The 23,337-nt window shown below is 70.2% G+C and carries 23 protein-coding genes; 7 read left to right on the top strand and 16 right to left on the bottom strand.

The genetic code is table 11. The annotated features are described in order from the left end of the window. Positions 1-89 precede the first annotated feature (89 nt). Complete coding sequence (locus tag OP79_RS17265) at positions 90-293, bottom strand: hypothetical protein (RefSeq protein WP_033321099.1); 204 nt, start codon at positions 291-293, stop codon at positions 90-92. A 391-nt stretch (positions 294-684) separates the two neighbouring features. Next, positions 685-966 (bottom strand): acylphosphatase, encoded by a 282-nt coding sequence (locus OP79_RS17260; protein ID WP_033321098.1) that lies wholly within the window; start codon positions 964-966, stop codon positions 685-687. Between the two features lie 132 nt (positions 967-1,098). Here OP79_RS17260 and OP79_RS17255 point away from each other — a divergent pair, with 132 nt between their 5' ends. Together OP79_RS17255 and OP79_RS17250 are read left to right on the top strand one after the other, a co-directional pair. Then, on the top strand, positions 1,099-2,232 hold the full coding sequence (locus OP79_RS17255; protein WP_033321097.1) for a CAP domain-containing protein: 1,134 nt from the start codon (positions 1,099-1,101) through the stop codon (positions 2,230-2,232). 69 nt (positions 2,233-2,301) lie between these two features. After that, positions 2,302-2,691, top strand: a complete 390-nt coding sequence (locus OP79_RS17250; protein ID WP_033321096.1) for a winged helix-turn-helix transcriptional regulator — start codon at positions 2,302-2,304, stop codon at positions 2,689-2,691. Here OP79_RS17250 and mutM read toward each other — a convergent pair. From mutM to recG, 8 genes are all read right to left on the bottom strand, one after another. Next, the gene (gene mutM / locus OP79_RS17245) at positions 2,664-3,524 is read right to left on the bottom strand and encodes a bifunctional DNA-formamidopyrimidine glycosylase/DNA-(apurinic or apyrimidinic site) lyase (protein ID WP_033321095.1); all 861 of its coding nucleotides are present in this window, start codon (positions 3,522-3,524) and stop codon (positions 2,664-2,666) included. The two genes, OP79_RS17250 and mutM, sit on opposite strands and share 28 nt — an antisense overlap. 152 nt (positions 3,525-3,676) lie before the next feature. Continuing rightward, a complete protein-coding gene (gene rnc / locus OP79_RS17240) occupies positions 3,677-4,501 on the bottom strand; it encodes a ribonuclease III (RefSeq protein WP_033321094.1) in 825 nt (274 codons plus the stop codon). Positions 4,502-4,520: 19 nt separating this feature from the next. Then, positions 4,521-4,694 carry a 50S ribosomal protein L32 gene (rpmF, locus tag OP79_RS17235; RefSeq protein ID WP_033321093.1) on the bottom strand — a complete coding sequence of 58 codons (174 nt, stop codon included), beginning with the start codon at positions 4,692-4,694 and terminating at the stop codon, positions 4,521-4,523. Between the two features lie 2 nt (positions 4,695-4,696). Continuing rightward, positions 4,697-5,341 carry a YceD family protein gene (locus OP79_RS17230; RefSeq protein WP_033321092.1) on the bottom strand — a complete coding sequence of 215 codons (645 nt, stop codon included), beginning with the start codon at positions 5,339-5,341 and terminating at the stop codon, positions 4,697-4,699. Positions 5,342-5,513: 172 nt separating this feature from the next. Next, positions 5,514-6,608 carry a F0F1 ATP synthase subunit B gene (locus tag OP79_RS17225; RefSeq protein ID WP_033321091.1) on the bottom strand — a complete coding sequence of 365 codons (1,095 nt, stop codon included), beginning with the start codon at positions 6,606-6,608 and terminating at the stop codon, positions 5,514-5,516. Between the two features lie 133 nt (positions 6,609-6,741). Next, entirely contained in the window at positions 6,742-7,221 is a 480-nt protein-coding gene (gene coaD, locus OP79_RS17220) for a pantetheine-phosphate adenylyltransferase (protein WP_211270814.1), read from the bottom strand. A gap of 26 nt (positions 7,222-7,247) precedes the next feature. Beyond that, complete coding sequence (gene rsmD, locus OP79_RS17215; protein WP_033321089.1) at positions 7,248-7,835, bottom strand: 16S rRNA (guanine(966)-N(2))-methyltransferase RsmD; 588 nt, start codon at positions 7,833-7,835, stop codon at positions 7,248-7,250. A gap of 83 nt (positions 7,836-7,918) precedes the next feature. Beyond that, the gene (gene recG, locus OP79_RS17210; RefSeq protein ID WP_033321088.1) at positions 7,919-10,117 is read right to left on the bottom strand and encodes an ATP-dependent DNA helicase RecG; all 2,199 of its coding nucleotides are present in this window, start codon (positions 10,115-10,117) and stop codon (positions 7,919-7,921) included. A gap of 163 nt (positions 10,118-10,280) precedes the next feature. Here recG and OP79_RS17205 point away from each other — a divergent pair, with 163 nt between their 5' ends. After that, complete coding sequence (locus OP79_RS17205) at positions 10,281-12,125, top strand: HSP90 family protein (protein ID WP_033321087.1); 1,845 nt, start codon at positions 10,281-10,283, stop codon at positions 12,123-12,125. Then, the gene (locus OP79_RS17200; protein WP_211270813.1) at positions 12,122-15,112 is read left to right on the top strand and encodes a tetratricopeptide repeat protein; all 2,991 of its coding nucleotides are present in this window, start codon (positions 12,122-12,124) and stop codon (positions 15,110-15,112) included. The genes OP79_RS17205 and OP79_RS17200 overlap by 4 nt, the downstream gene beginning before the upstream one ends. Before the next feature lie 41 nt (positions 15,113-15,153). Here OP79_RS17200 and OP79_RS17195 read toward each other — a convergent pair whose 3' ends face one another. Next, positions 15,154-16,914, bottom strand: a complete 1,761-nt coding sequence (locus OP79_RS17195) for a DAK2 domain-containing protein (protein ID WP_033321194.1) — start codon at positions 16,912-16,914, stop codon at positions 15,154-15,156. 264 nt (positions 16,915-17,178) lie between these two features. Between OP79_RS17195 and rpmB the strand changes: the two genes are divergently transcribed. Then, positions 17,179-17,364 (top strand): 50S ribosomal protein L28, encoded by a 186-nt coding sequence (rpmB, locus tag OP79_RS17190; protein WP_003993230.1) that lies wholly within the window; start codon positions 17,179-17,181, stop codon positions 17,362-17,364. 144 nt (positions 17,365-17,508) lie between these two features. Here the strand turns inward: rpmB and thiD are convergent, their stop codons facing one another. Both thiD and OP79_RS17180 read right to left on the bottom strand, forming a co-directional pair. Then, positions 17,509-18,336: a bifunctional hydroxymethylpyrimidine kinase/phosphomethylpyrimidine kinase gene (thiD, locus tag OP79_RS17185; protein WP_051744713.1), complete on the bottom strand. Its 828-nt coding sequence runs from the start codon at positions 18,334-18,336 to the stop codon at positions 17,509-17,511. Continuing rightward, positions 18,333-19,298, bottom strand: coding sequence for a thiamine-phosphate kinase (locus tag OP79_RS17180; RefSeq protein ID WP_033321086.1), 966 nt, complete (start codon positions 19,296-19,298; stop codon positions 18,333-18,335). The genes thiD and OP79_RS17180 overlap by 4 nt, the downstream gene beginning before the upstream one ends. 206 nt (positions 19,299-19,504) lie before the next feature. On the opposite strand from OP79_RS17180, the gene OP79_RS17175 reads away from it, so the two are divergent. Then, positions 19,505-19,738 carry an Lrp/AsnC ligand binding domain-containing protein gene (locus OP79_RS17175; protein ID WP_033321085.1) on the top strand — a complete coding sequence of 78 codons (234 nt, stop codon included), beginning with the start codon at positions 19,505-19,507 and terminating at the stop codon, positions 19,736-19,738. Positions 19,739-19,758: 20 nt separating this feature from the next. Further along, the gene (locus OP79_RS17170; protein ID WP_033321192.1) at positions 19,759-20,241 is read left to right on the top strand and encodes a DUF3515 domain-containing protein; all 483 of its coding nucleotides are present in this window, start codon (positions 19,759-19,761) and stop codon (positions 20,239-20,241) included. Between the two features lie 30 nt (positions 20,242-20,271). Here OP79_RS17170 and OP79_RS17165 read toward each other — a convergent pair whose 3' ends face one another. From OP79_RS17165 to OP79_RS17155, 3 genes are read right to left on the bottom strand one after another with little or no spacing between them, the layout of a single operon-like run. Beyond that, the gene (locus tag OP79_RS17165) at positions 20,272-21,429 is read right to left on the bottom strand and encodes a D-alanine--D-alanine ligase family protein (RefSeq protein WP_033321084.1); all 1,158 of its coding nucleotides are present in this window, start codon (positions 21,427-21,429) and stop codon (positions 20,272-20,274) included. A gap of 60 nt (positions 21,430-21,489) precedes the next feature. Further along, positions 21,490-22,509 carry an NAD(P)H-dependent glycerol-3-phosphate dehydrogenase gene (locus OP79_RS17160; protein WP_033321083.1) on the bottom strand — a complete coding sequence of 340 codons (1,020 nt, stop codon included), beginning with the start codon at positions 22,507-22,509 and terminating at the stop codon, positions 21,490-21,492. Further along, entirely contained in the window at positions 22,506-23,291 is a 786-nt protein-coding gene (locus OP79_RS17155) for a lysophospholipid acyltransferase family protein (RefSeq protein ID WP_033321191.1), read from the bottom strand. The genes OP79_RS17160 and OP79_RS17155 overlap by 4 nt, the downstream gene beginning before the upstream one ends. Between the last annotated feature and the right edge of the window lie 46 nt (positions 23,292-23,337).

Here is a 23,337-nt window from a genome sequence, read left to right as displayed (position 1 = left end):
AAAAGAAGGGACGCCGAAGCGTCCCTTGCAACACTGGTTAGCGGCTGACACGGACAGCCTGATCACTGGCGGCGTCGTTGCCGGAGTGGTCAGGTGAGCGCAGGCTCCGCCTGGGGTACGTCGATGCTTTCGAGAAACGAGTCGTGAGAAGCGGCAGCCGCGAGCTCGTCGTTTTCGGCCTGGATCCGTACGAGCTCGGATTCCAGGTCCTGGACGCGCTGCTGGAGCCGTCGCATCTCGGCAATGAGTCGCGGGTCGGAGCCGCCGACGTAACCGAGAAGCGCCTTTGCCATGATGGATGGTCCTCCACAATGAGTGACCGACCGAAGCGGTGTGGGTCGTGAGGGAATCGCACCCGTGGTGCTTGGCACTGTTCAGTTGTTGCTGCCGTTCTTACATGCCAAACATCTAAGGTGCGCGGGGTTTTCAGCGTCTCACCAAAAAGTTTGACGGTCAACACGATCACGCCCCGTATTGACGGGCAACCCGGGGCGCGCGGCCTGAAAACGGGCGGCGCTGCCTCTCCTTCGGGACCCTGAGGGCGTAGAGATCATCCTTACCTCGCGAGCCTGCCACGGCAAGCGGTTCTTGGCAACCACCAGGTAGTTTCCGCCCCGGGCAGGCACCCCGGACCCCTCTCGCACCCCGGCCTGCGGTGTTGTGGCCGACGAGAAGCGGTGGATCTCAGCGGATGGCGAAGCCGTCGTAGCCGCCCCTGGACGTGTCCCAAATCTCAGTGACTCCGTCGACCCGGCCGGGTGTGTCGTCCCCTCGCAGCCAGTCGAGCAAGCCCTCACATCGCGACCGCGGGCCCTCGGCGACCACCTGAACCCGTCCGTCCGGCAAATTGAGAGCAAAGCCACTCAGGCCGCCGAGCTCCAGCGCCTTGGCGCGCGTGAACCAGCGGAAACCCACACCCTGGACACTTCCGCGTACCCATGCCACGAGTCGCACATCGTCGTTCATGGGGGCACGCTAACCAGTCATTTGGCCTGCGAGCACTCCCTCCCCCCTGCGTCATGCGGTACCGTCCCGACGCAATGCACCTCACTCGTTCGAGTGGGGCACGTTGACTGCAAGGATGAGGAAGGCCAGGAGATGGGACGCCACCGACGCTCCGCCGCCGGCCGCGCCGCCACAGGCCGCGCCACCGGCGTCACTCAAACGTACGGAACATACTCCGGCGGTTACTCAACGGCCGGCGCGGGTGATTACGCGACCGCGGCCATCTCGGCGGCCGGCCAGGGTCGCTACGAGACCCATGCCCACCACGCGCAGAACGATGCCTATGCGCACGGTGAGGCCTACGCGCACAGTGACGCCTACCTGTTCGCCGCGGGCGACAGCGCCCCGGGGAGCGCCGCCTACCTCTACTCGACGGGCGACGTCGACGCGTACGCCACCACCAGCTTCGCGCCCGCCGGGCGCTCGCATCGCCGCCGTAAGAAGGCCAAGACCGCGGTGCCCGTGCGCACCGGCCTGCTCGGCGTCTCCGCGGCCGTCGCGATGGGCGCCGTCGCGGTCGCCTCCGGGCTGCTGCCCGGCGGCGGTGACACCAACACGGCCGGCGGCAACAACGCGGGCAATGTGCAGACCTCGGACTTCCCGACCGGCCTCGGCGCCCAGGGCGGTGCGGACGGCTCCACGAACGACCGCGACGACTCGGGCACGAGCCGTGACACCGAGCGCTCCCCCTCGCCCTCGCCGACGCCCACGAAGCCGACGGAGGAGCCCACGAAGAAGCCCTCCGCGAAGCCGACCACGAAGACTCCGGAGAAGTCGAAGCCGAAGCCCACTCCGGAGCGCACGGCCACGAAGGTGCCCAAGCCCACCCCGCCCAAGGCGGTGTCCCCGCAGACCGCGGCCGAGGCCGAGGTGCTCAAGCTGGTGAACCAGGAGCGGGAGAAGGTGGGCTGCAGCCCTGTGACGGCGTCCGGCACGCTCGCCAAGTTGGCCCAGGCATTCAGCGAGGACATGGCCGAGCTGGACTTCTTCGACCACACCGACCCGAGCGGGGCCACCCCCTGGGACCGGGCGGACGTGCTCGGCATCGCGAACCTCGGCGGTGAGAACATCGCCCGCGGCCAGGCCGACGCCGAGGCGGTCATGGAGGCCTGGATGAACAGCCCCGGCCACCGCGAGAACATCCTGAACTGCGACTTCAAGACCCTGGGAGTCGGCGCCCACTTCGCTGCGGGCGGCCCCTGGTGGACGCAGGACTTCGGCTACTGAGGCTACTGAGCGGTTTCTCTTGGTTAGCGCCACCTGCCGGTAGGCGCTGTGCCAGAGTACGCTGAAGGTATGGACCTCACGGAGACACAGGATCTTCCGTTCGACGTGTTCTCCAAGGCGTGTCCCTCGCGGGGCACCCTGGAGCACGTCACGGGGCGCTGGGGCGGGCTCACGCTCGGGGCGTTGTACGACGGCCCGTTCCGCTTCAACGAGCTGCGTCGGCGCATCGACGGCGTGAGCGAGAAGATGCTCTCCCAGACTCTGCACGCGCTGGAGCGCGACGGTCTGGTGCACCGCGAGGCACAGCCCACGAACCCGCCGCGCGTGGACTACGAACTCACGCCGCTGGGCCGCGGGGTCGCCGAGCGGCTGCTGTCCCTCATCCACTTCATGGAGGGGCACATGGGCGAGGTCCTGGCGGCACGCGAGCGTTACGACGCGACGCGCGGCACTCGCTGACAGCGCGGGCAGAAGTAGCTGGACCGGTTCATCCAGGGCCGCCGCCGGATCACGGTGCCGCAGCGCCGGCACGGCTCGCCCTCCCGCCCGTAGGCGTCGAGGGACCGGTCGAAGTAGCCGGACTCGCCGTTCACGTTCACGTACAGGCTGTCGAAGCTGGTGCCGCCGGCGGTGAGGGCCTCGTACAGCACATCCCGTACGTGGCCGAGGAGTTCGGCGGTGCGCGGGCGGGTGAAACCGGTGGTCGGACGCTCGTAGTGCAGTCGCGAGCGCCACAGCGCCTCATCCGCGTAGATGTTGCCGACACCGCTGATCAGCGACTGGTCGAGCAGGGCCCGCTTGATGGTCGTACGCCGTCTCCGCAGCGCCTCGTGGAAGGCGGCGTCGTCGAACTGCGGGTCCAGTGGGTCGCGGGCGATGTGCGCGATGACGTCGGGCAGTCCTTCGGGAGTGGTCGTGTGCAACGAGAGCCCGCCGAAGGTGCGTTGGTCGACGAAGCGGAGTTCGGTGTTGAGGGTGTCGTCGAAGCGGACGCGGATCCGCAGGTGCTTCTCGTCGAGCGCGTCCTCCGGCTGGACGAGCAGCTGTCCGCTCATGCCCAGGTGCGCGAGGACGGCGCTGGGCTGGTCGGCGAGCGGCAGCCAGAGGTACTTGCCGCGGCGTTGAGGCAACCCGATGCGGTGCCCCTTGAGCCGGGCGCCGAAGTCCTCGCCTCCGGCGATGTGCCGGCGTACCGCGCGCGGGTGCAGCACCTGTACGTCGGAGACGATCCGTCCGCTGACCCAGCGCTCAAGGCCGCGCCGTACGACCTCGACCTCAGGAAGCTCGGGCACAGTTCTCCTCCGGATGCGTGGACGGACGGCTCGGGCGCTCCGAGCCGGGGCAGCGTATCGCTGCCTCCTGGCCGGGCCCGCCCGGGGCTGCTGAACACGATCGCCCGCCCCCTCAGGGGGACGGGCGATCGGCGACGGCTGTGGGCCGTGGGTCAGGCGGGAGCGGTGTCGGAGCTCGCGGTAGAGGGGATACCGGCCTCCCCCTCGGCGTCCGCGGCGGCCTTCGTCGCCCGCAGGCGCTCGTCCGCGGCGGAGCGGATCTCCCGCCACGCGGATTCCGCGGCCTGCTGCTCCGCCTCCTTCTTGCTGCGGCCGGTGCCGGTGCCGTACGAGACGCCTCCGACGCGGGCGGCAGCAGTAAAGGTCTTCTCGTGGTCCGGGCCGGTCTCCGAGACCAGGTACTCGGGCACACCGAGCCCCTCGGTCGCGGTGAGCTCCTGGAGACTGGTCTTCCAGTCCAGGCCGGCACCGAGGCTCGAGGACTTCTCGATCAGCGGGTCGAACAGGCGGTGCACCAGCTCCGCCGCCGAGTCGAGCCCCTGGTCGAGATAGACCGCGCCGATCACCGCTTCGAGGGTGTCGGCAAGGATGGACGCCTTGTCCCGGCCGCCCGTGCCCTCTTCACCCCGGCCGAGCCGGATGAAGGAGCCCAGGTCGAGCCCGCGGCTCACCTCCGCCAGTGCACGCGAGTTGACCACCGCGGCCCGCAACTTGGCCAGCTGGCCTTCGGGCAGGTCGGGGTGGGTGCGGTACAGCGTGTCCGTGACCACGAGGCCGAGTACGGAGTCCCCGAGGAACTCCAGGCGCTCGTTGGTCGGCAGACCGCCGTTCTCGTATGCGTACGAACGGTGGGTCAGCGCACGCACCAGAAGGGCGGACTCCAGCTTGTAGCCGAGCCGCCCTTCCAGAAGCGTGTGGGACGAGGCCGTGTTGTCCGCCTTTTTCTTGGCGTTTACGTCCGCCTTGGCGTCAGACATGAAGCCTCTCACCAGCCGCTCAGACCTCGAGGACCTGGCGCTTGTTGTAAGTGCCGCAAGCAGGGCACGCGATGTGCTGCAGCTTGGGCTCGTGGCAGCGCTCGCACGCAACCAGGTTGGGGACCGCAGCCTTCCACTGCGACCGGCGGTGGCGCGTGTTGCTGCGCGACATCTTCCGCTTCGGAACAGCCACGGCTACTTCTCCTGCTTCTCGTCGGCGCCCGGTTCGGCGCCGCTGATCTCGTCCTTCTCGCCATCTTCGAGTGAACCGGCGAGTCCCTGCAGTGCCGCCCAACGGATGTCGACGGCGTCATGGTGGTGGCCCGGTTCGTCCGAGAGACGTACTCCGCACTCGGAGCACAGTCCTTCGCAGTCTTCCTGGCACACCGGCTGCATCGGCAGTGCGAGCACCACCGCATCACGCAGCACAGGCTCGAGGTCGAACAAGCCGTCCTCGATGAAGAGCCTGTCCTCGTCTTCCTCGGCGTCGTCGGCCGGTTCCCCCTTGGGGCGGCCCCGGTCGTCGGCGTCAGGGTACGAGAACATCTCCTGGAAGTCCGCTTCGAGTTCCAGCTGAAGCGGTTCCAGACACCTTACGCACTCCCCCTCGGCGACGGCCCGGGCGGTGCCTGTGACCAGGACACCCTCCATGACCGACTCGAGCCGGAGTTCGAGCTCCACCGGGGCGCCTTCCGGCACTCCGATCACTCCCTGGAGACCGAGGTCCTTGGGAGCGTCGACCGCGCGGGTCAGCCGCTGCAGCGCACCAGGCCGTCGCCCCAGCTCGTGTGTGTCGAACACGAGAGGGTTGCGGTGGTCGAGGCGGGCGTTCAGGGCCATTCCTGCTTTCGATCTTGAAACTCAGAGGTTCGCCGCCCCAGATGTTCCCGGGCAGCGTGGATCGCGGACGAACGCGCGACCGAAGAGCCAGGATACTGGACCTTCCGCTCTCGGCCCAATCCGGTGGGTGCGGGGGTCCCGGACACCGGCGTACGCCGCTATGGGCGCCCCGTCAGCGTCCGCCGCGCTCCTGCTCGTACTGGCGCAACTGCTCGGCGCTGATCATGCTCGTGTCGAAGAGGCTGGTCTCGTCGAGGGCGTGCGCCTGCGGCTCGGGCTGCTGCTGCCCGTAGGCCTGCTGCCCCTGGCCGGGGTCGTATCCGGCCTGCTGGGCGTTCGGGTCGTAGCCCTGCTGCGGATAGGCGGCGTACGGATCGGCCTGCTGCGCCTGGTACGCGTACGGGTCCTGCTGGCCGTACGGCTGCTGATAGCCGTACGCGTCCGTCTGTTGCTGATACGCGTACTGCTGCTGGTCCTGCTGGCCGTACGGCTGCTGGGCGGGAACGGCCGGGGCCGGTTCGGCGGGCCGGGCGGGGGTGTCCGCGGGGGCCGCGAGGCCGTCCAGGTACTCGGCGTCGGAGGTGTGCTGCACGGGCGTTCCGTCGTCCGCGAAGCCGCCCAGGTCGCCCAGGTCGTCGCTGGCGATCCGGCCGTGCAGCTTCTGACGACCGCGGCCGACGGCGTCCAGGGTCTTGGCGAGGACGGCCTCGAAGGCACCGAGCTTGACGTCGACGTATTCATCGGCGTTGCGGCGCAGGGTCTGAGGGTCGTGGCTGCGCTCGGGCGCGTCCTCGTCCTCGTATCCGTGCTCGTCGAGGCCTGGTCCGGTGCCGAGGAGCTTCTCGCGGCCGCGGCCGACGGAGCCGAGGGTCTTGGTGAGGACGACCTCGAAGTTGGCGAGCTTGGAGTCGACGTACTCGTCGGCCTCCGCGCGGATCTCCTCGGCCTCCTTGCGGGCCTCGGCGAGGATGCGGTCGGCCTCGTTCTGGGAGCGGCGGGCGACCTCGGTGCCGGAGATCAGCGAGCCGCGCTCGGCGTGCGCGGACTCGATGATCCGCTGGGCCTCCTCGCGGGCCTGCTCGACCAACTGCTCGCGCCCGCCGATGAGTTCCTGGGCCTGGGCGAGGGAGCCTGGCAGGGCCTGGCGCACCTCTTCGAGCAGGGAGAGCAGCTCGGCGCGGTTGACCACGCACGAGGCCGACATGGGCATCGAACGGGCGCTGCCGACCGCCGCGACGATCTCATCGAGCTTCTTCTGCACGTCCACCGTGTGCTCGCCACTCTCTACAGCTGTGATGGAGACGGACGGATCGACTGTACGGCCACTCCCGCACCATCCGACACCGGGTGACGCACTGTCAGCCCGCAGGGGCCGTCCCGGTCTCCTCGAGGCGCCCGGCTCAGTCCTTCTTGAGGCGTTCCCTGAGCGCTTCCAGGACGACCGGCGGCACCAGGTGGGAGACGTCGCCGCCCCAGGTCGCGACCTCCTTGACGAGCGAGGAGGACAGGAAGCTGTAGGTGGGATTGGTGGGGACGAAGAGGGTCTCGACTCCGGAGAGGCCGTTGTTCATCTGGGCCATCTGGAGCTCGTAGTCGAAGTCGCTGACCGCGCGGAGTCCCTTGACGATCGCGGGGATGTCGCGCTGCTTGCAGAAGTCGACGAGGAGGCCGTGGAAGGCTTCCACCTCGACGTTCCCGAACTCCGCGGTGACCTGGCGGATCAGGTCGATCCGCTCGTCGATCTCGAAGAGGCCCTTCTTGGACTGGTTGATCATCACCGCGACGTGCACGACGTCGTACAGCTTGGACGCTCTGGCGATGATGTCGAGATGTCCGTTGGTGATCGGGTCGAATGACCCGGGACAGACGGCGCGGCGCAACTGAGGTCCCTCGCTCTCCGGTCCGGTCATCGTGCGTCTTCGCACGTAGAGGCGGCGCGACCGTACCAAAACGTGCCCTCGCCATAGCGACGGGAGCGCAGGGCCTCGAAACCGCCGGGCCACCGGAATTCGCCACCTCTAGTACTGCGTTCAACGGTGACGAGCGCTTCGCCCGTGAGCCAGCCTTCCGCACGGAGTGTGAGCAGTATCTCGCGAAGATCGTCGTCCGGGACGTCGTACGGCGGATCGAGAAAGACCAGGTCGTACGGGGCTGTCGGCGCCCCCGCGCGGATGATCTGCGCCGCTTTGCCGGATCTCACCTCGGCGCCGGGCAGCCCGAGCGATTTCACGTTCTCCTTCAGGGTGCGCACCGCGCGGGCGTCGACCTCGACGAGGAGGGTGTGCCCGGCGCCGCGCGACAGTGCCTCCAGGCCTACGGCACCGGAGCCGGCGTACAGATCGAGGACGCGCTCGCCCTCCAGGGGACCACCGAGCAGGGACTGCCAGGTGGAGAACAGGCCCTCGCGCGCGCGGTCGGAGGTGGGCCGGGTGCGGTGTCCCGGCGGGACGGCCAGACGGCGTCCGCCGGCCGTGCCGGCGATCACGCGGGTCATGTCCTCTGTTCCTCGGTCCTTGTCGGTGGTGCGGTGTGCGGTGCGGTCTGTCGGGTGCTCCTGTGGTGGCCGTTCCCAGTCTGTCAGCCCTTCTCCAGGTACTGCTCTCTCTCCTCGTCGAGCAGGGCGTCCAGCGCGGTGCGCAGGGCGGGCAGGTGTTCCAGGTCCGGGTCGGCGGCGACGACCGCGGCGGCCTCCTCGCGGGCCTCGGCGATGATCTCCTCGTCCTCTATGACGGTGAGCATGCGCAGCGACGTACGGGCGCCGGACTGGGCCTGGCCGAGGACGTCGCCCTCGCGGCGCTGTTCGAGGTCGATACGGGAGAGCTCGAAGCCGTCGAGGGTGGTGGCCACGGCGTTCAGCCGCTGGCGGGCGGCGCTCGCCTCGGGCATCTCGGTGACCAGCAGGCACAGGCCGGCCGCCGAGCCGCGGCCCACCCGGCCGCGCAGCTGGTGCAGTTGGGAGACGCCGAAGCGGTCGGCGTCCATGATCACCATCACCGTGGCGTTGGGTACGTTGACCCCGACCTCGATGACCGTCGTGGCGACCAGTACGTCGGTCTCGCCTGCGGCGAAGCGGCGCATGACCGCGTCCTTGTCGTCGGGCTGCATACGGCCGTGCAGGACCTCGACCTTGAGCCCTTGGAGCGGCCCCTTGGCGAGCTGGTCGGCGATGTCGAGGACGGCGAGGGGCGGGCGCTTCTCGGCCTCGTCCTCGGGGGACTTCTTCTTGGCCGAGCTGTCCTCCTCGTCGCCGATACGGGGGCAGACGACGTACGCCTGATGGCCGTTCCCGACCTCCTCACGCACCCGCTCCCACGCGCGCGCCAGGAAGTGCGGCTTGTCGGCGGCCGGGACGACATGGCTGGCGATCGGCGAGCGGCCGGCCGGGAGCTGGTCGAGGACGGAGGTCTCCAGGTCGCCGAAGACGGTCATCGCGACCGTACGCGGGATGGGTGTGGCGGTCATGACGAGCAGGTGCGGTGGCTGCTTGCCCTTGCCGCGGAGCGCGTCGCGCTGCTCCACTCCGAAGCGGTGCTGTTCGTCGACGACGACCAGCCCGAGGTCGTGGAACTGCACCTTGTCCTCGATCAGCGCATGCGTGCCGATCACGATCCCGGCCTCTCCGGTGACCAGGTCGAGGAGTGCCTGACGGCGGCCGGCCGCGCCCATGGAGCCGGTCAGCAGCACCACCTTGGTGGCCTGCTCGGCACCGCCCAGCATGCCCCCCTCGGCCAACTCCCCCATCATCTCCGTGATCGACCGGTGGTGCTGCTGGGCGAGCACTTCGGTGGGCGCGAGCATGGCGGCCTGCCCGCCGGCGTCGACGACGGCGAGCATGGCGCGCAGCGCCACCATCGTCTTTCCGGAACCCACCTCTCCCTGGAGCAGCCGGTGCATTGGGTGCTCGGTGGCGAGGTCGTCGAAGATCTCCTTGGAGACCTTTCGCTGGCCCTCGGTGAGGGTGAAGGGGAGCTTGGCGTCGAAGGCGGTGAGGAGGCCGTCGGGGGTGGGTTTGCGGGCGACGGCCGGGAGTTGGGCGTCCACGTAGCGGCGGCGGGCCAGTGCTACCTGGAGGACGAAGGCCTCGTCCCACTTGAGGCGGTCGCGGGCGTCTGTGCAGTCGGCCTTGGTGCGCGGCTGGTGGATCTTCAGGAGCGCTTCGGGGAGGGGGAGGAGACCACGGCCGTCCCTGAGCGAGTCCGGCAGCGGATCAACCGCCTCCTGGGCGCTCGGCAGCACGGTCTGGATGGATTTGCCGATCTTCCAGGACTCCAGCTTGGCGGTGGCAGGGTAGATCGGGATGAGCGATCCGGCCCACTTGTCGATGGCCTCCTCACCGTCCCCGCGCAGCAACTCGTAGGCAGGATGCGCAAGCTGGAGTCGGCGGTTGAAGACGGAGACCTTGCCCGCGAACAACGCGCGCGTGCCCGGCAGGAGCTCCTTGTGCGGCTTGTGGGCGCCCTTGCCGAAGAAGACCAGCTGGAGTCTGCCGCTGCCGTCCGTGATGGTCACCTCGAGGCGCTGGCCCTTCCCGCGCGGGGCCTTGGGCGAGGAGAAGGTGACCAGGCGGGCGTCGGCGACCTGGGCGACCACCGTGACGTGCTCGTCCATGGGCAGGTCGGCGAGGTGGGTGAGCTGGCCGCGCTCCTCGTACCTGCGCGGATAGTGGTGCAGCAGGTCGCCGACGGTGTGCAGGCCGAGGAACTCGGCCATCACCTTCGCGGTGGCGGGGCCGAGCACCTTCTTCAGTGGTTCATCTAGCGCGGGCACGAGATCCATTGCACACCACGCCACTGACAACGCCGTATACGTCCCGGAATTCCGCTGGTCAGGCGGGTCTGTTCAGGCCTAGGATGACGCGCTCCGGCCCTGTTCGCGGTCATCTTTCCTCGGGACCGCCCGACCCCGCGCCGTCGCCCGTCCCCCCACCGGCGCAGCGACGATGGACTCTCAGATTTCGGATTCTCAGTCTTCCCAGGCATCTCAGTCACCCCATACGTTCCAGGTCGACCTGCGCGGACTCGTGGACCTGCTCTCCCACCATCTCTACTCCAGCCCCAAGGTCTACCTCCGCGAGTTGCTGCAGAACGCCGTGGACGCGATCACGGCCCGCCGCGCCGAGCAGCCGGACGCGCCCGCCCGGGTGCGGCTGTTCACGGAGGCCGGCACGCTGCGCGTGGAGGACTCCGGGATCGGGCTCACCGAGGCGGACGTGCACAACCTCCTCGCGACGATCGGCCGCAGTTCCAAGCGGGACGACGGTCTTGAGTCGGCGCGCTCCGACTTCCTCGGGCAGTTCGGGATCGGCCTGCTGGCCTGTTTCGTGGTCGCCGAGCGCATCCGGGTGGTCAGCCGCAGCGCGCGTACGCCCGACGCACCGCCCGTCGAGTGGACGGCGACGGACGACGGCTCGTACACGGTCCGTACGCTGCCTGATGAGGCCCGTACCGAACCGGGTACGACCGTGCACCTGGTGGCCCGCCCGGGCGCGGCCGAGTGGCTGTCCGGGGAGCGTGTGCTGTCGCTGGCCCGGGACTTCGGGTCGCTGTTGCCGTACGACGTCCGGGTGGGCGACGAGGCGGTCACGGACCTTCCGGCGCCCTGGAACCGTTCGTACCCCTCTCCCACCACCCGAAGGGTGGCCCTGGCGCGGCACTGTCACGACCTGTTCGGCTTCACGCCGCTGGACTCCATCGAGCTGGACGTGCCGCTCGCCGGGATCCGCGGCGTGGCGTACGTGCTGCCGTCCGCGGTCAGCCCGGCCCAGCGCGCCGGTCATCGTGTGCACCTGAAGGGCATGCTGCTCACCGAGCGGGCCGAACAGCTGCTGCCCGACTGGGCGTTCTTCGTGCGCTGCGTCCTCGACACGGACAGTCTGCGGCCCACCGCCTCACGGGAGGCGCTGTACGAGGACGAGACCCTGGCGGCCGTACGGGAGGCGCTGGGCGAGCGGATCCGGTCCTGGCTGACCGGGCTCGCCGCGGGCGATCCGGAGCGGCTGGCGGCTTTCCTGTCGGTGCACCACCTGGGCGTCAAGTCCCTTGCGCGGCACGACAAGGAGATGCTGCGCACGATGCTGCCGTGGCTGCCCTTCGAGACGAGCGACGGGCGGCTGTCCCTGGAGGAGTTCGCGTCGCGGCACCCGGTGGTGCACTTCACGCGGACCGTGGAGGAGTTCCGGCAGGTCGCCCCGATCGCCTCCGCGCAGGGCGTCGGGGTGATCAACGGCGGCTACACGTACGACAGTGAGCTCGTCGAGGCGCTGCCCTCGGTGCGCCCGGGGACGGTGGTCGCCGAGCTGGACGCCGACACGGTGACCGCGCACCTGGACGCGGTCGACCCGGCCGTGGAGCTGGCGCTGTCCGGCTTCCTGGGGGCCGCGCGGGCCAGACTCGACCCCCTGGGGTGCGATGTCGTCCTGCGCGCCTTCCATCCCCTCTCCGTGCCCGCGCTGCACCTGGACGACCGGTCGGTGCGTCACGAACAGGCGCGTGCGGACGCCGAGGAGCAGGCCGACGACCTGTGGGCGGGCATCCTCGGCTCGCTGCGCGGCAGCGCCCCACGCGCGCGGCTGGTGCTCAACCACCTCAACCCGCTCATCCGGAAGGTCAGTTCACTCGACGACCCGGAGCTGATCGGAACGGCCACGGAGTCCCTCTACGGGCAGGCCCTGCTGATGGCGCAGCGACCGCTGCGCCCCGCGGATTCGGCACTCCTGAACCGTGCGTTCATCGGCCTCCTGGAGTGGGCCACCCACAGCAACTCCCCGGAGGAGGGCGGCCGATGAGCGCGACCATGGACTTCGAGGCGCTGCGCCGGGCGATGGCCGAGAACTACGAGCAGCCGGAGGGCCCCGCCCGCAACGCGCGCGCGGAGCAGCTGCTTTCGGAGGCCGAGAAGCTGAACATTCCGCTCGCCGTGATCGAGGCGCTCGGGCACCAGCTGAAGGTCTACAACTACAGCTCCGAGAAGGACAAGATGTTCGTCCCCTTCGCGCGACTGCTGCGCATGTGGGACGAACGGCCCGAGGACTTCGACGAGTACGAGGTCCACTCGCTGCACTGGGTCTTCAAGTGGATGTCGGCCGGCATGCTGAGCCAGCCGCACATTCCGCTCGCCTCCATCGAGAAGTGGCTCGGCGAGATGGAGCACCGCTATCGCCTCGCCGGGCACTCCGAACGGGCCGTGCGCAGCGCCGAGTTCAGCGTGGCCTCGCATGTCGGGGACATGGCGCGTGCCGAGCGGGCGTACGCGGCGTGGCTGGCCGCCGACCGGGACACCATGGCCGACTGCCACGCCTGTGAGCTGCACGGCCAGGGCTGGTGGCAGGCCCAGCGGGGCGAGGACGTCCGTGCACTGGAGCTGTGGCAGCCGGTCCTGGAGGGCGAGTACACCTGCGCCCACGAGCCGCACACGGCGCTGGCGTCCTCCCTGCTCCCGCTGTTGCGTCTTGGCCGCCTCGACGAGGCGCGCACCCACCATCTGCGGGGTTTCCGGCTGGTGCGGCCCATGGAGAGCATGCGGGGCGCGTACGCCGACCATGTGGAGTTCTGCGCGCTCACCGGCAACGAAGCGCGCGGCCTGGAGCTGCTGGCGGAGCGTCCGGCGTATTTCACGGACTCCGGGGAACCGCGCAGCAAGCTCGACTTCATGTCCGTGGTGGCCCTCCTGATGGACCGCGTGACCGAACTCGGTCGGGGCGACCAGCCGGTGCCCGGCCCGGCAGGCCGTACGTGGACCGCACGCGAACTCGCCGCCCACGCGCGCGGGGAGGCCCTTTCGCTGGCCACCCGCTTCGACGAGCGCAACGGCACGGCGTACGTCGGCGCCCTCGCCCGGGAGCGCATGAGCCGACAGCCGCTGGTGGACCGGCTGCCGCTGGGCGTACGGGCACGGACCATGACGGTGCCCGTGAGGCCCGCGCCCGCCCGTACTGCCGCCGACACACCTGCCGCGGCCGCTTCCGCCGAGCCGGACCTGTCCGCGCTGCTCGCCGAGGCCCGCCGGCTCTCGGCGGCGCTGCACCCGGAATCCGTCGCGGCGTGGGCCGCGGTCGCCGAGGCGGCCGGGGACGAGGAACTGGCACCCCGGGACCGCGCGGAGATGACCGACCACCAAGCGATGGGCCTCGGTCCCGAGGGCGTGGAACTGTTCGCCCGCGCCGCCGAGTTGTACACCGAGGCGGGCGACCCGGGCGAGGCCATGGCCGCACGCGCGCGTGGAGCGTACGTACTGGCCCTCTCCGGCCGCACCGACGAGGCGCTGGCCGCGGTCTCGGAGCCGTACGAGCGAGTGGTCGCCCTCCTTGCCGACGGCGGAACCGGGGTCCAGCAGGCGGCCTCCGTGCTGGTGGGGCGGGCGCGGATCCTGTTGCAGCGGGTGCAGGAGGCAGCGGAGGAGGACGAGAGGGGCCTTTCCGGAGACGAGGGAGCCGAGGCGTTCGCCGCCGCGGAGTCCGCCGTGCGGGAGCTGCTGGCCCTCGCCGAACCGCACACCGGGGACGACCTCCTGGTCGCCTCACGCGCCGCGGAGGCGCATGCCATGCTCGGGGAGCTCGCGGCGCACGCCGGGGACGTGGAGCGGGCCACGGAGCTGCTCACGCGGGCCTCGGAGGCGTTCGTGGCGGCCGGGCTGCCGTGGTTCGCGGTGGAGTACGAGGCCCGGCTCACCGGCATGGCACGCCACCTGGGTGATGCCGAGGCGGCGGAGCGGGCGGCCCGGGCGGCGCTGGAGCACGGCGGGCCGTACCTGGAGGCGACGGGCCACGCTCAGCTGCACCTCCAGCTGGCCGAAGTACTCGGCGCCACCGGCCGGTTCGGGCCCGCCGTGGAGCACGCCCTGGAGGCGGCGTACTGGGCCGACGAGGGCGGCGAGGGGGCCACGCTGGGCGCCTGGGCCCGGCATCAGCTCGGCGGCTTCCTGGTGGGCCAGGGGCGGTGGGCGGAGGGCGCGGAGGTCCTGGAGTCAGCGCTGCCCGAGCTGGCCGCGGAGACCCACGGCGACGGTGCGCTCGTGCAGACCCGATGGTGGCTCGGCGACTGTCTCACCGAGCTCGGAGAGCACCGCGAGGCCGCCGAGCACTGGCTCCAGGCCGCCGAGATCGCCCGGCACTGGCCCGAGCAGCGCGACCACGCCATGCTCGCGCACCTCGCCGCGGAAGCCCTGGGGAACGCCGGGCTGCCCGACCAGGCGGAGCGTGCCTACGAGCGCGCCGGTGACCTGTGGCGGTCCCTCGGCAACGTCCACGGGCTGGTCCGCTCCCTGCGGGCGCGCGCGTGGCTCGCGGCGCGCGAGGAGGGCTCCGGGCCCGACGCGGCACGGGAGCTGATGACGGCCGCGGTCCGGGAGTGCCAGGCCGCCGTACCGGAGGACGACGGCGCGCGTGACCGGCTCGTCGCCGAACTCGCCGATACACACAGGCAGTTCGGTGACCTGATCGCACGGTCCGTGGCCGGCGACGCCGCCGACGACGAGTCGGTCAACGCCGTGTTCGAGGAGTCTCTCGCCCACATCACGCGAGCCGTCACAGGCTTCGCCTCCTTGGGCGAAGCAGGCCTCCACAGCCGTACGGGCGCCGAACTCGCCGCCGGCTGGCTGGAGGCCGACCTCGAGCGCCCCGAAGCGGCGGCGGCACGCGCGCGCGTGGTTCTCGCGGCGTACACGGAGGCCGACTACTCCGAGGATGCTGACGATTCCGACGAAACGGTGGCGTCTCGACGGGCGGAGGCGGAACGCCTTCTGCGCGTCACGGGAGCGGAGACCCAGGAGCCGTAGAGCGAGGCGGCCTGCCCGAACCCACGCCTCGGCTCGGGGTGCTACTCCACGCCGATCAGCAGCAACGCGCCCTGTCGACCGCCCCGGTACACCACCGTGTCGACGGCCAGGTAGGACTCGCGTACCCGGGCTTCGAGGTGGGCGGCGATGGTGCCGGGAGCCTCGTCGCCCAGGACCAGGGTGACCATCTCGCCGCCCGCCGAGAGCATGCGGTCGAGGACGGTTTCGGCGGTGGCCGTGATGTCGGAGCCGATCACCGCGACGTCGCCCTCGATGAGGCCCAGGATGTCACCGGCCTGGCAGATGCCGGCCATGGTCCAGGACTCGCGTTCCGCGACGGCGAGTTCCGCGTAGCGGGTCGCCCCTGCCGCCGAGGTCATCGAGACGACGTCCTCGTCGAAGCGCCGCTCCGGCTCGTGCACGGCGAGCGCCGCGATCCCCTGCACCGCGGAACGCGTGGGGATCAGGGCGACCCGGACTCCGTCCGCGCGGACCTGCTCGGCCGCAGCGGCAGCCGTGTGCCGCAGATCGGCATCGTTGGGCAACAGCACCACCTCGCGCGCGTGGGCCCGCCGTATCGCCTCGACGAGCTCTCCGCTCGCGGGCGGCTCCTCCGGGCGTGCGAGGACGGTGGTCGCCCCGGCTTCGGTGTACAGCCCGGCCAGCCCCTCTCCAGGGACCACGGCCACGACCGCGCGCTGCACCCGCTCACGGACCGGCCGCCCGGCGGCGCCCGCCATATGCGCGTCACCGGCCCCGAAGTGCGTGATCCGGATCCGGTACGGCCGCCCGGCCTCAACGCCCGCCTCCACGGCGGCGCCCGCGTCGTCGACGTGCACATGGACGTTCCACAGCCCGTCACCGCCGACCACGACAAGCGAGTCGCCCAGCTGGTCGAGCCGCTCCCGCAGCCGGTCCACGGCGGCGCCGTCCGCCTCCAGGAGATAGATCACCTCGAACGCGGGCCCGCCCTCCTCCGGAGCCGGGGCCGGGTCCGCGCACTCCCCCACGTCTCCGAGCGGCTCCACGGCAGCGGCCTCCACGCGCGCGTGCCCCATGAGAACGGGCACCGCCGCCGCAGCGCCGGGTGCCTCCCCCGTGAACGTCTCGACCAGCGCCGCCAGTACGGCCACAAGTCCCCGTCCGCCGGCGTCCACCACTCCGGCCCGCTTCAGGGCCGCCAACTGCCCCGGAGTCGCCGCGAGGGCGGCACGAGCCCCCTCGTACGCCGCCCGCGCCACCGTCCCGCAGTCGCCCTCTGCCCCGGAGGCCGCGTCGGCGGCGGCCGAGGCGACCGTGAGGACCGTGCCCTCGACGGGGTGCGCGACGGCCTGCCGTGCCGAGTCGGCCGCCTGCCTGAGGGCGAGCCGCAGTCCCTGGCCGTCGGTGCGGGCAGTCTCATCGTCGGCGGCGAGCACCTCGGCCATGCCTCGCAGGAGCTGCGCGAGGATCGTCCCTGAGTTCCCCCGGGCCCCGATGAGCGCGCCATGCGCCATCGCGCGCACCGCGTCGGCAAGCGTCGGCCGCTCGGCCGCCCCTTCGCCAGAGGCACCGGAAGCACCAGAAAACGCGGAGGCACCGGAGGCCTCGCCGGAGACCGCGTCGTGCGCCGCGAAGACCGCCTCGACCGCCCCGGCCGCCGACTCCACGGTCAGATACAGATTGGTGCCGGTGTCCCCGTCCGCGACCGGATAGACGTTGATCGCGTCGATCTCCTCGCGCGCGCGACCGAGTGCCTCGAGCGCGAGTCCGCACCAGGCGCGCACCGCGAGAGCATCCAATGTCTGCGGCACCTGCGGCACCTGTGGCACCTGCGCCTCCTTGAGCAGCGAACGTGGGACGCAGCGTAGACCCAGGTCAGGTTTCCGCCGGAAGAGGGCCGGGGCAGGCCCCCGGGCCGACCATGGTAGTTTCGTTGTACGGACGCAGTCGTTGTATGCTGCTCCGGTTGCCCGATCCGATCGGGCCTTCTCCCTGGCACCGCCACTCAGATCCTGGATTCCTTGATCTTGATCCCGGCATGCCGGGATCAACCGTAAGAGCATCTGAAGTCTTTGGAGTGACCCGTGGCTGCCAACTGCGACGTCTGCGGCAAGGGGCCGGGCTTCGGCAACAACATCTCGCACTCACACCGCCGTACGTCCCGTCGCTGGAACCCGAACATCCAGCGCGTCCGTACCGTGGTGGGCGGGACGCCGAAGCGCGTGAACGCTTGCACCTCGTGCATCAAGGCCGGCAAGGTCTCGCGCTGACGCTCTGCTAGCGCGCGGCCACTGCTGGTTCGCTGCATGGCCGGTCCACCGAAGGGTGGGCCGGCTTTTTGCCGTGCCCGGACAGATGCGTAAACGCCTGCATCGCCGCAGCGTAAACGCTTGCGCAAGCGTTTACGCGAACGCTTACGTGCGCTCCCTCTCCCAACACCACCCATGATCCACCGGCCCGATCCCGCCCCCCAGCGCGAACCCCGCCGCGATCGCCCCGGTGACGTACTCCTTGGCCGCCGCCACCGCCTCCGGTACGGACTGCCCCTTCGCCAGTCCCGAGGCGATCGCGGACGCTAGGGTGCAGCCGGTGCCGTGAGTGTGCCGGTTGTCGAGCCGGGGAGCGCGCAGCCAGTGCTCCTCGGAGCCATCGGTGAGGAGATCCACGGCATCACCACTGAGGTGGCCGCCCTTGATGAGCGCCCACTGCGGCCCGTACGAGAGCAGAGCCTCCGCAGCCCGTCGCATCCCGTCCTCCGACTCGACCCGTACGCCCGTGAGTTGGACGACCTCGTCGAGGTTCGGCGTCGCCACCGTGGCGACGGGCAGCAGCTTCGTACGTACGGAATCCAGGGCGGACGCGGCCAGCAGCGAGTCCCCGTGCTTCGACACTCCGACCGGGTCGACGACGGCGGGCGCGTCCGTGCCCGCGATCAACTCGGCGACGGCCTCGACGAGTTCGGCCGAGGCAAGCATCCCGGTCTTGACCGCCTGCACCCCGATGTCGTCGACCACGCTGCGGTACTGGGCCCGCACCGCCTCCACCGGAAGCTCCCAAGCTCCTTGCACACCAAGGGAGTTCTGGGCGGTGACCGCCGTGAGCACGCTCATGCCGTGCACGCCGAGTGCGAGCATCGTCTTCAGGTCGGCCTGGATTCCGGCCCCTCCACCGGAGTCGGAACCCGCGACCGTCAGCACACACGGCGGAGCACCCCGGACACTCACTCCGTCCACGGCACTCATGACTCGATGTCCCCGAAGTGATCCCAGCCGCCCTTGCTGGTCCACGGCGCCCCGTCGACCGTGACCTGGGGCAGCGCCGAGGGGTTGAGGACCTCGCCGATCACCTTCCAGCGGGCGGGCAGCTTCACGTCCGAGGGGAAGGTGGCGACGATCGCGTGGTCCTCGCCGCCGGTGAGCACCCACTGGAGCGGATCGACGCCGACGGCCTGCCCGATGTCGTTCATCTGCGAGGGAATGTCGACAGCGCCGGAGCGGATGTCGATCCGCACCTTGCTGGCTTCCGCGATGTGCCCGAGGTCGGCGATCAGCCCGTCGCTGACGTCCGTCATGGAGGTCGCACCGAGCCCGGCGGCCGCGGGGCCCGCGTGGTACGGCGGTTCGGGCCGCCGGTGGGCCTCGACGAAGGCGCGCGGCGAGCGGAAGCCGCGCGAGAGCACCGCGTGGCCGGCCGCGGACCAGCCCAGCCAGCCCGTGACGGCGACGACATCGCCGGGCTGGGCACCCCCGCGGGTGACCGGCTCGTGGTTGCGCAGATCGCCGAGCGCGGTGATCGAGACCATGATGGTGTCACCGCGCACGACATCGCCGCCGACCACGGCCGCGCCCGCGACCTGACACTCGTCGCGCAGGCCGTCCATCAGCTCGGAGGGCCAGGTGGCCGGGAGTTCGGCCGGGACGACCAGGCCGAGCAGCAATGCGGTGGGGACGGCGCCCATGGCGGCGATGTCCGCGAGGTTCTGCGCCGCCGCCTTGCGCCCGACGTCGTACGCCGTGGACCAGTCGCGGCGGAAGTGCCGCCCCTCAAGGAGGATGTCGGTGCTCGCCACGACCCTGCGGTCGGGGGCGGCCACCACGGCGGCGTCGTCGCCCGGCCCGACGCGTACCGCCGGGGTGGTGGTGAGCCGTGAGGTGAGCTCTCTGATGAGCCCGAACTCCCCCAACTCGCCCACGGTTCCCTTCATTGTCGTACGTCTCCTTCTGTTACTGCCGCTGCCCGGTCGCGAGCCGTCACCGACCTGGGTACGGTCGAGCCGACCGCCAACTTGTGCCGTATGTGCCGCCCCGGCCCGCAAGCCCGGTCTCCGCAGGTCTCCCCGCGGTGAGCGGCGACGCGATACCGTGGCGTTCCTTTTCCCCACATGATCCTCGTGGCCGCCCTGGAGGTTCCGTGGTACAGGCGTACATCCTGATTCAGACGGAGGTCGGCAAGGCGTCGACCGTCGCTGACACGATCAGCAAGATTTCGGGGGTGATCCAGGCCGAGGACGTGACCGGACCGTACGACGTGATCGTGCGGGCCCAAGCCGACACCGTGGACGATCTCGGCCGCATGGTGGTCGCGAAAGTCCAGCAAGTGGACGGCATCACCCGTACCCTGACCTGCCCGGTGGTGCACCTGTAGCCCCCGTCTACCCTGTGCCGGTGAACTTGTTCCGTTCCCGGCAGTTCGGTCTTCCCGCCTTCGTCCTGCTGATCTCCGCCACAGGCTGCTCCTCGGCAGACGACAGCGCTTCGGCCGTGGTTCCCAGCCCGGACGCGAAGGTCATCAAGCTGTGTCAGAACCTGGACGAACGGCTGCCGCCGAAGGTGGACGGTCTCGACCGGGAGGATCCCGAGCCCCGGTCCACACTGACCGCGGGCTGGGGAAGTCCGGCGATCATACTGCGCTGTGGTGTCGAACGGCCCGCGGAGATGCTCGACCCGAAAGCGTCCACGACCGAGGTGAACGGCGTGGCCTGGCTCGTACAGGAACAGGACGACGGCTCGTACGTCTTCACCACGGGTCTGCGCACGGCGTACGTGGAGGTCGGGCTCAGCAAGGAGCAGGCCGCGAAGGGTGCGGGCCCGCTCGTCGACTTCGCCGCGCCCATCAAGAAGGCGATCCCCGAAGGGATCGCCGACTAGCTCGCACTCCACGAAGGGGACCGCCAGGGCTCAGCGCAGCCCCGTGGAGCGCCGCAGCGCCGCCTGCACCAGACGGTCCACCAGCTCCGGGTAGCTGACCCCGCTCTCCTGCCACATGCGCGGGTACATGGAGATGGGCGTGAAGCCCGGCATCGTGTTGATCTCGTTGATCACGAAGTCGCCGTCCTCGGTGAGGAAGAAGTCCGCCCGTACGAGACCCTCGCACGACGCCGCATCGAAGGCCGCGACCGCCAGCCGCTGCACTTCGGCGGTCTGCTCGTCGGTGAGTGGCGCGGGCACGATCCCGGGGGCGGAGTCGATGTACTTCGCCTCGAAGTCGTAGAACTCGTGGGACTGCACCGGCGGAATCTCGGCGGGCACCGAGGCGCGCGGCCCGTCCTCGAACTCCAGGACCCCGCACTCGATCTCGCGACCGCGCAGCAGCGCCTCCACGATGATCTTCGGGTCGTGCTGCTGGGCCGCCGCGATCGCCTCGTCGAGGCCGCCCAAGTCGTCGACCTTGGTGATGCCGATCGACGACCCCGCGCGCGCGGGTTTCACGAAGAGCGGCCAGCCGTGCTCGCCCGCGAAGTCGACGATGCGCCGCCGGGCACCCGCCTCGTCGAGCTCCCACTCACGCGGACGGATCACCACGTACGGGCCGACGGGCAGCCCGAAGGAGGTGAACACCCGCTTCATGTACTCCTTGTCCTGTCCGACGGCCGAGGCGAGCACACCCGCGCCGACGTACGGGACACCGGACAGCTCCAGGAGCCCCTGGAGGGTGCCGTCCTCGCCGTACGGGCCGTGCAGCACCGGGAAGACGACGTCCACCTCACCGAGCGCCTTGGGAACCGAACCGGGCTCGCTGTAGACGACTTCGCGGTTGGACGGGTCGACGGGGAGGATCACCCCGCCCTCACCGGACTCGGCGAGCTGCTCCACGCTCGGCTGGCGCCGGTCGGCGATGGCCATCCGCTCCGGCTCGTCCGCCGTGAGCGCCCAGCGGCCGTCCTGGGTGATGCCGATCGGCAGGACGTCGTACTTCGTCCGGTCGATGGCGCGCAGGACGGCGCCGGCGGTGACGACGGAGATCCCGTGTTCGGAGCTGCGGCCGCCGAACACGATGGCCACACGCGGTTTACGAGGCGTCTGCCCAGGGCTCTGGGGGAGGTTCTCGGTGCTCATATCGCGTTGAGAGTACCCGTTGGTAGGGCGGTGAGTCAGCGTCCGCCGGGCTCCCGAGTGTCAGTGCCGCTCCGGCTTGGCGCTGCGCGCCATCAGCTCCTTGAGTGCGACCACCGGCGGCTTGCCCTCGTGGACGATGCCGACGACCGTCTCCGTGATGGGCATGTCGACGCCGTGGCGACGGGCCAGATCCAGCACGGACTCACAGGACTTGACGCCCTCGGCGGTCTGCTTGGTGACCGCGATGGTCTCCTGAAGGGTCATGCCCTTGCCGAGGTTGGTGCCGAAGGTGTGGTTGCGCGAGAGCGGCGAGGAGCAGGTGGCCACGAGGTCGCCCAGGCCCGCGAGTCCGGAGAACGTCAGCGGGTCGGCGCCCATGGCGAGGCCGAGGCGGGTCGTCTCCGCCAACCCGCGGGTGATGAGTGAGCCCTTGGCGTTGTCGCCGAGCCCCATGCCGTCCACGATGCCGACGGCGAGACCGATCACGTTCTTGACGGCGCCGCCGAGTTCGCAGCCGATCACGTCGGTGTTGGTGTACGGGCGGAAGTACGGCGTGTGGCAGGCGGACTGGAGGCGCTGGGCCACCGCTTCGTCGCTGCACGCGACCACCGCGGCGGCCGGCATCCGGGCGGCGATCTCCCGGGCCAGGTTGGGTCCGGTGACCACCGCTATGCGGTCCGCGCCGACCTTGGCGACGTCCTCGATGACCTCGCTCATCCGCATCGCGGAACCGAGTTCGACGCCCTTCATGAGGGAGACGAGGACGGTGCCGGGAGCGAGCAGCGGAGCCCATTCGGCGAGATTTCCGCGCAGCGTCTGCGAGGGGACGGCGAGCACCGTGAAGTCCGCGTCGCGGGCCGCCTCGGCCGCGTCCGTGGTGGCGCGCAGGTTCTCGGGGAGTTCGATGCCCGGCAGGTAGTCGGGGTTCGTATGCGTGGAGTTGACCGCTTCGGCGAGTTCGGCCCGCCGTCCCCACAACGTCACGTCGCATCCGGCGTCGGCGAGCACCATGCCGAAGGCCGTGCCCCACGATCCGGTCCCGAAGACGGCCGCCTTGACGGGCTTGCCGGATGTCGTCACTTGCCGTGCCCCTCTTCCTGTTCTGCTTTTTCGTGTGGCCGCTGTTCGTGGGCCTGCGCCCTGCGCCGCTGCTCGATGCGCACCTGCTTCGGGTCGTACCGCGTCTGGGGCGCCTTCTCGCCGCGGATCACCTCCAGCTGCGTGGTTATCGCCGCCATGATGACCTCGGTGGCCTCCTTCAGGACCTCCGGGGTCATCTCCTTGTCGTAGAAGCGCGACAGATCCACCGGAGGTCCCGCGAGCACGTGATGGGTCTTGCGGGGAAGGATGTTGAGTTTCTTCGCGTACGGCGGCAGCAGCAGGTTGGCTCCCCACTGGGCGACCGGAATCACCGGGCACTTGGTCTGCAACGCGACGCGTGCGGCGCCGGTCTTGCCGATCATCGGCCACTGGCCGGGATCGCGCGTAATGGTGCCCTCCGGATAGAAGGCGACGCACTCCCCGCGTTCCACGGCGGCGATGGCGGCCCGGAAGGCGCTCAGTGCGTCGGTGCTCTCGCGGTACACGGGAATCTGTCCGGTGCCGCGCATCGCGGTCCCGATGAATCCTTTTCCGAAAAGCGCGGACTTTGCCAGGAAGCGTGGAACGCGCCCGGTGTTGTACTGGTAATGCCCGTAAGCGAACGGATCCAGATGAGAATTGTGGTTCACCGCGGCGATAAATCCGCCCTCGGCCGGAATGTTCTCCATTCCACGCCAATCCCGCTTGATCAGAACCACCAACGGCGGTTTGCACAGGACCGCTGCGAAGCGGTACCAGAAGCCGATTCTGCGGCGGGGCACGCGGACACCTTCCTCCAGGGCCTGGGTGGGCCGCACAAGTGTCGCT

This window comes from Streptomyces yerevanensis, assembly GCF_000716805.1.
Lineage (GTDB): Bacteria > Actinomycetota > Actinomycetes > Streptomycetales > Streptomycetaceae > Streptomyces > Streptomyces flaveus.
The sequence above is the reverse complement of the archived record's forward strand: the minus strand, read 5'-3'. Positions and strand labels throughout refer to the sequence as shown.